The sequence below is a fragment of the Luteibacter sp. P4_E6 genome (assembly GCF_056401535.1).
This window is the reverse complement of sequence record NZ_JBFUJE010000302.1, coordinates 1-4,778: the sequence shown is the minus strand read 5'-3', so window position 1 is coordinate 4,778 and position 4,778 is coordinate 1. Positions and strand designations below refer to the sequence as shown.

6 protein-coding genes are annotated in these 4,778 nt (G+C 60.4%); 3 read left to right on the top strand and 3 right to left on the bottom strand.

The window, feature by feature from the left end; genetic code table 11:
* The 3 genes from AC1DT2_RS15945 to AC1DT2_RS15935 form a co-directional block, all read left to right on the top strand.
* The coding region (locus AC1DT2_RS15945; RefSeq protein ID WP_477297383.1) for a hypothetical protein at nucleotides 1-243 on the top strand (243 nt) is incomplete at its 5' end.
* A 198-nt stretch (nucleotides 244-441) separates the two neighbouring features.
* A complete protein-coding gene (locus AC1DT2_RS15940) occupies nucleotides 442-1,062 on the top strand; it encodes a hypothetical protein (protein ID WP_477297382.1) in 621 nt (206 codons plus the stop codon).
* A 25-nt stretch (nucleotides 1,063-1,087) separates the two neighbouring features.
* Nucleotides 1,088-2,074, top strand: a complete 987-nt coding sequence (locus tag AC1DT2_RS15935; RefSeq protein WP_477297381.1) for a glucosaminidase domain-containing protein — start codon at nucleotides 1,088-1,090, stop codon at nucleotides 2,072-2,074.
* A 282-nt stretch (nucleotides 2,075-2,356) separates the two neighbouring features.
* Here the strand turns inward: AC1DT2_RS15935 and AC1DT2_RS15930 are convergent, their stop codons facing one another.
* The 3 genes from AC1DT2_RS15930 to AC1DT2_RS15920 form a co-directional block, all read right to left on the bottom strand.
* Nucleotides 2,357-2,638, bottom strand: coding sequence for a hypothetical protein (locus AC1DT2_RS15930; protein ID WP_477297380.1), 282 nt, complete (start codon nucleotides 2,636-2,638; stop codon nucleotides 2,357-2,359).
* Nucleotides 2,639-2,740: 102 nt separating this feature from the next.
* On the bottom strand, nucleotides 2,741-3,682 hold the full coding sequence (locus AC1DT2_RS15925; RefSeq protein WP_477297379.1) for a glycosyltransferase family 2 protein: 942 nt from the start codon (nucleotides 3,680-3,682) through the stop codon (nucleotides 2,741-2,743).
* A 336-nt stretch (nucleotides 3,683-4,018) separates the two neighbouring features.
* Nucleotides 4,019-4,778 (bottom strand): FAD-dependent oxidoreductase (locus AC1DT2_RS15920; RefSeq protein ID WP_477297378.1); only part of this gene is annotated, 760 nt, incomplete at its 5' end.

The window sequence follows — 4,778 nt, the reverse complement described above, 5'->3', positions numbered from 1 at the left end:
CACGACCTGATGAATGAGGCGACCGAGTGGCTTCAGTACGCTCGTAGCCTCACGCGGTTACTTGCCGACTTCATCCATGAAGCCGATACCGTCGATTGCCAACGCGTGGCGCATGGCATGGAGGCGATCGGTGCGTTGATGCATATGGGGTGCAGTGCACGGCGCAGGCGCATGCTCGGATGTGTTGGGAGTAGGGGGCGGGTAGGTGACTTTGGTGGCGAAGGATGGTGCGTCTGCGTCTGAGTGGACGCGGCCGTTGGGCTAGCCGGCATGGCCACGGCTCGAAGGGCTTCCGTCGCCGGACATGCTGGCCTCGGAGCTACATCCTTGAACAGGTTCCCGAATTCGAGCGCCCGATCTTTCAAAGCTCGTCGCGTCCAGCTATAACCGCTAGCTGGAGACGCAACGCGACGGATATCCCGAAGAACTCAAGGAGCTTTGATGACTGAACAACGCCTCCGCCTGCGCCCCATCCCGCGCCGTACGCGCTATTTGGGCGCCCCCCTGCTCGTCCTGGTGTTGCTCCTGGCTGCGCCGCTCGTCAGTAAGGCAGCAAAGGTTCCTCCCGGCTTTGAGCAATACGCGACGACGGATGTCGGTGGCGGACTYAGCTGTGTTGTCGGTGCGACAACCCATAAAGGAGAAAGCTCGGATGAACGCGCCTATGTGTATTTGGAGGAATCCACGTCACACAAAATACGATGGATTACACCGATTCCTGTGCGTTCCGGTTGGTACCAGAATCGTGCGTCGCACTGCGTAGCAGCCGGCGACTCTATCTATGCCCTCGTCCAGTCCGACACGAATGCCGTACCGGTAATGTCGCAGACGTTGATCAGCATAGCGACGCTAAACCAAGCTAGCGGTCATATCGAGACGAACGACATAGTGAAAGTGCCGGATCTGAAGGGTGCGCACACGGTCTTCGTTTACGACGGCGCTGAAAATTTTCGCTTTGAAGGTGGAAAAATCGTTGTAACCGGAGAATGGGCAACGAAGGGTGACGCTGCGGACACGCGAACTCCGTTCAAGACCAGTGTGCCGGTAGCGATTTCGCACTAAAGACTTTGTGACAAGGAGAGTGCAAATGACAACCCCGCAACAGCAGTTCATCGCCGACATATATCCGGCCGCAAAAAATCTGTCAGACAAAACAGGCAATTCGTTAGAACTGATTCTGGCCCAGACGGCGCTTGAGACCGGTTGGGGTCAACACGTACTGCCAGGCACAAAGAACCTCTACAACATCAAGGCAGACGCAAGTTGGCACGGGAAAACGGCAGAGTTCACGGTGCCCGAAGTCGACGATGCGGGCAACACAATCATGTCGAAGGAGAAATTTCGCGTGTATGACTCGTACGCGGACTCGGTGGCAGATCGCGGAAACTTCCTTGCCGATAATCCTCGGTACGCGAAAGCGGGCCTCTTCGACCCGGGTGTGAAGGGGGATCTGGAAAAGGAGGCCGCGGCGATGGCAAAGGCGGGATATGCCACCGACAAGTCGTATGCCGATAAGCTGATCCAGACAGGCCACGGTCCCACACTGCGAGCCGGGATCGCACTGGCCGAAGGTAAGTCTCCACAGACGCATGACAAAGAGCACAACGGAGTTGTTCGTAAGGGGGATCGAGGCGATGCCGTTGGCAACGTTCAGACGTCGCTCGCGTCTCTCGGCTACGAGGACGCACACGGTAAACCGCTCGAGGCTGATTCGGCATTTGGTCCCGGTACCGATTTCGCGGTGAAGGCCTTTCAGCACGATCACGGGCTGCATCCCGACGGCGTGGTGGGGAAGGCGACGCTCGCATCGATGGCTGAGGYGGTCGCGGAGCACAAGGCGCCGAGCATGATGGACGTCGGTCACCCGGCAAAAGGAATGTACGACCAAGCATTCCAGTGCGTGGCGCAGCTCGACAAAGACCACCAGCGAGAGACGGGGCCGCATAGCCAGATGCTCTCGGGGAGCTTGGTCTCAGCCGCTACGGCCGCTGGATTCAACCGCATCGATCATGTTGTTCTGTCGGATGATGCAAGCCGCGCCTACGCGGTCCAGGGGCCCTTAATTCGCCCTTAAAACAATATACCGACGTGGATGTCATGCAAGCCGTCCAGACGCCGCTCCAGCAAAGCAGCGCGGAGGCATTGACGCACATTCAGGCAAATAAGCAGGCGCAAGTTGAGCAGAGTCAGATGCAAGCGGTTCAGCAGCCATCTCAGGACATACAGCCCCAAGTCCCTTCCATACAGCGCTAGATCCTCTGCCGGGGTCGAAGTCGGCCTGGCTCTCTCGGGCGCGTCGCGAAAGCTAGCTACTTCGCCGACCGCGCCGGAGCTTGCCTGGATGCTCGCTCCTGAATCAGCGCATCGTAGGTCGCGTATTTACAAAGGTCCCCAAGTGTCGGATAGTTGAAGCAAGCCTTTCTTCGGTCGCGCCAATGGAGCCGATCTCGGGAATCGTATAAATACCCGTGGGAAGTAGCGTGGCGACGTCACGCTTGAGGTCCGAGCCCAGGGCGCGGTTCATGGCGGCTCGGACCTGTTCCATGCCCGTCGCGGCGCGGGCCGGCGCACCGATCACGCCGCCGTCGGCAGGCCGGGCCGTGCTCGTCGGGGACTGGGACGCATCGGCGAACGCCATCCATCGAAACGCCATCCATCGAATCGCCCCGCATGATCCACGCCTGCCGGTACGCTTCACCGGGCGGCGATGCGGCGTCCAGCCTGATCGTGATTCACGTCTTTATGTGAAGACGCCCAACGCCCGCCCTGCGCATCCCGCCGCAGTTCGCCAGACCACTCCTTTGAAAGGTGCGATGTGGGCGGCGCGGGCCAACGCAGCGAACGCGGCCCTGTGTGACCTTTCCCGCGACAATGCCGCTGCTTGTCCGGCCAGTTGCATCACGCACTGGTGCAGGCACAGCACCCGCAATTTTCGGTCCGTCGTGGCCGCCGCGGCTTTGCGGAATACGCGCCCCTGATCGGCGTAGAGCTCCGCGAGGCGCAAGCGCGAGGTGGTCCTGTCCGGGTGTTCGCGAACCCGAGTCAGGATTTCGGGTAACGCGAGGACCTCGCTGCGTGCAGCGAGTCGCAGCGCGAAGTCGTAGTCGGAATGGATGGGGATTGTTTCGTCGAAACCGCCGATCTCCTTGATCAGCGATCGCTGCACGAGCATGGTCTGCACCGGTGTCGAGGCCGTCAACCGAAGCAATGGTTCGAGGATGTCCCCTGAAACCGGACGAGGCAGACGGTCCGAGCGCTCCGGCAGGGACACTCCGTCCGTATCAATCAGCGAGTACCCCGTGTAACTCCAACGGCATCCAGGCTGCGCGGCGAGCCGGTGCAGTTGCAATTCCAGTTTTCCGGGCAGCCACAAGTCGTCCGAATCAAGAAATGCCACCCACTTGCCGCGCGCGTGCTTGAGGCCGGCGCTGCGTGCTGAAGTGAGATCGCCGCGGTGCTCCATCGAGAGGGACCGGACGCGTGGATCATCGATCGTTTCGAGATAACCACGCGTGTCGTCGGTGGAACCGTCGTCGGCGACGATAAGCTCCCAATCGCCGAATGTTTGTCCGACTACCGATGCAATGGCAAGGCGCAGCAGCGGCAGGCGGTTGTAGGTCGGTAGGACGACCGAAACCACCGGCGTTACTCCATCCGAACGCTCGTTGATGGCTTCTGTCATCGATAATCCTCGTGATTACGCTCTCGCGTGGTATCCATCGCCAACTCCTCAGCAGCGCAGCGACCTGTACCGTGGCGAGCGGCGGATAGGGCTCCCCGGTCCCCGTGGCCTACCTGGATATCCAGCATCGCGAATGGTCTCGTAGGCCGTGGGGCTGAGGCAGCGCAACGGTGCGGGGCCGGTGTACCGGCTCCAACCATCAACATTGACTGGACGTGAGTGCCCCGGCGACTGGCTTCGGTTGCCTCGCGCGAGAAATATTCAGTGGTGCAATACGCGTGGACAGGTATCGATCAGGGCGAGAGGGTTGCGGTGTAGCAATCGTTGTCCATGTCGCTACTTTGTCGGTCGTGCCAGGCCGTCCCTGGATGTCCTTTCCTGGATCAGCGCATCGTAGGTCGCGTACTTGTAAAGGTCGCCAAGCGTGGGAAAGTTGAAGCAGGCTTTGTTGAAAAGGTCTGCTCCAGCATCCATCAGCATGGCGATCATGCCGATGTGCACAGTCTCGGTAGCATGCTCACCAATCACATGCGCGCCGAGAAGCTTCATGTCGACACGCCGGAACAGTAGTTTGATCATGCCGTGGTCATCGCCGAGGATGCATCCTCGTGCCGTGTCTGCGGCCCGCCAGCGGCCCGCGATGTAGTCGACGCCTTCTGCGCGTAGCGATTCTTCTGTAGCGCCAATGGAGCCGATCTCGGGAATCGTATAAATACCCGTGGGCAGTAACGAGGCGACATCGCGTTTGAGGTCCGATCCCAGGGCTCGGTTCATGGCGGCTCGGGCCTGCTCCATGCCCGTAGAGGCGAGGGCCGGCGCGCCGATCACATCGCCTGCGGCGTAGATATGGGGCACCGAGGTGCGGAAGTTCTCGTCGACATCGATCAGGCCACGCTTACCAGGGACAATGCCTGCGGCGCCCAGGTTCAATCGTTCGGTGTTGCTGGTCCGCCCGGAACAGACCAATACATCGTCGCAGGCCAGTGACTCACCCGATGCCAGTATCACCTCGACCTTGCCATCGTCATGGGTGACGCATTGCGCGACACGTTCGCCCAGGTGCAGGTGTACGCCCAGCGCCGTCAGTGCTGTCGTG

Bases quoted from the DNA above. Each gene is read 5' to 3' on its own strand.
- AC1DT2_RS15930 (WP_477297380.1), bottom strand. From the start codon at position 2,638: ATGGCGTTCGCCGATGCGTCCCAGTCCCCGACGAGCACGGCCCGGCCT.
- AC1DT2_RS15925 (WP_477297379.1), bottom strand. From the start codon at position 3,682: ATGACAGAAGCCATCAACGAGCGTTCGGATGGAGTAACGCCGGTGGTT.